Source organism: Streptomyces sp. CNT372 (assembly GCF_000377145.1).
Map to the genome: position 1 here is coordinate 1 of NZ_KB897811.1, position 1,786 is coordinate 1,786.

2 protein-coding genes and 1 pseudogene are annotated in these 1,786 nt (G+C 71.9%); 1 reads left to right on the forward strand and 2 read right to left on the reverse strand.

Features of this window, described 5'->3' with window-relative positions:
- A pseudogene (locus C593_RS30800) lies at positions 1-108 on the forward strand (ATP-binding protein); the annotation flags it as partial.
- 406 nt (positions 109-514) lie between these two features.
- On the opposite strand, the gene C593_RS0128435 reads toward C593_RS30800, so the two are convergent.
- The gene (locus C593_RS0128435; protein WP_018850714.1) at positions 515-727 is read right to left on the reverse strand and encodes an acyl-CoA carboxylase subunit epsilon; all 213 of its coding nucleotides are present in this window, start codon (positions 725-727) and stop codon (positions 515-517) included.
- Positions 728-753: 26 nt separating this feature from the next.
- Positions 754-1,786, reverse strand: a 1,033-nt coding sequence (locus C593_RS0128440) for a carboxyl transferase domain-containing protein (RefSeq protein ID WP_018850715.1), incomplete at its 5' end; no start/stop codon positions are given.

The window sequence follows — 1,786 nt, forward strand, 5'->3', positions numbered from 1 at the left end:
ATCGGCCCCGACACCCCCATCATCACCACCGACGCACGCCACCGCGCCGACGCCAAGAGCGCCCTCATCACCCTCGTCGAACACGCCCTCATGGCACGCCTGCGGTAGGCGCGCGTAGCGCGCGTGCCGCCGGGTGGGGGTCCCTGCCCACCCGGCGGACTCCGGCCCCGTGCCCTGCTCCTGCCCGGAGCGGGGTGCGGGGCCGTTGCCGTTCGCGGGCCGGGGGCCGACGTGTCCCGCACTGCGCTGCGCACGGTGTCCACGAACGCCGGACGGGCTGGAGATGCAGCCCCGTCCGGGATTGAAGCGCGGGGTTCGGGGCGGAGCCCCGAGAAGACCGGCACGGGGGCGCTGCCATTCGCGGGCCGCAGGCCGTCGTGTCTCGCACCGCGCTGCGCACGGTGTCCACGAACGCCGGACGGGCTGGAGATGGATCGGACGGGCCGGGACACCGCCCGGAGGGTACGGCTGAGGCCCCGCACACGGCGTGTGCGGGGCCTAGGGAGTGCGGGGGTCAGCCCTGCCAGCTGTGGGAGGGCTGGAAGCCGCGCTGGCGCTCCAGGCGGCGCCAGCCGGCCGCCGTGCGGCCGCGGTGCGGGGCCGCGCCGGCGTCCTGGCGGGACGCCGCACGGGCCATGAGGATCGCGGTGATCGCCGCGAGTTCCTCGGGCTCGGCGTGGCCCTTCTCCACACGGAGGAGGGAGGAGGGATCGGCGGAAGTGCTCATCGACGGGCTCCAGTCCGGTCGCAGGGTCACTGCGGGGGGTTGCCGTGCTTGCGGGACGGCAGGTCGGCGTGCTTGGTGCGGAGCATCGCGAGGGACCTGATGAGGACCTCGCGCGTCTCGGAGGGGTCGATCACGTCGTCGACCAGCCCCCGCTCCGCGGCGTAGTAGGGGTGCATCAGCTCGGCCTTGTACTCCTTGACCATGCGCACCCGCATGGCCTCCGGGTCCTCGGCCTCGGCGATCTGACGGCGGAAGATCACGTTCGCGGCGCCCTCCGCGCCCATGACCGCGATCTCGTTCGTCGGCCAGGCGTAGGTGAGGTCCGCGCCGATGGACTGCGAGTCCATGACGATGTACGCGCCGCCGTACGCCTTGCGCAGGATCAGCGAGATACGCGGCACGGTGGCGTTGCAGTACGCGTACAGCAGCTTCGCGCCGTGGCGGATGATGCCGCCGTGCTCCTGGTCGACACCGGGCAGGAAGCCCGGCACGTCGAGCAGGGTGACGATCGGGATGTTGAACGCGTCGCACATCTGCACGAAGCGCGCGGCCTTCTCGGACGCCTCGATGTCGAGGACGCCGGCCAGCGACTGCGGCTGGTTGGCGACGACGCCGACGACCTGGCCGTCGAGCCGGGCCAGGGCGCAGATGATGTTGCGCGCCCAGCGCTCGTGGATCTCCAGGTAGTCGCCGTCGTCGACGAGCTCCTCGATCACCTTGTGCATGTCGTACGGGCGGTTGCCGTCCGCTGGCACCAGGTCCAGGAGGACGTCCGAGCGGCGGTCGGCGGGGTCGTCGCTCTCCGACGCCGGGGGGTTCTCCCGGTTGTTGGAGGGGAGCATCGACAGCAGGTAGCGGACCTCCGCGAGGCAGGTCTCCTCGTCGTCGTACGCGAAGTGCGCGACGCCGCTGATCTCGGCGTGCACGTCCGCGCCGCCGAGCCCGTTCTGGGTGATCTCCTCACCGGTGACCGCCTTGACGACGTCCGGGCCGGTGATGAACATCTGCGAGGTCTCGCGGACCATGAACACGAAGTCCGTGAGGGCCGGGGAGTACGCG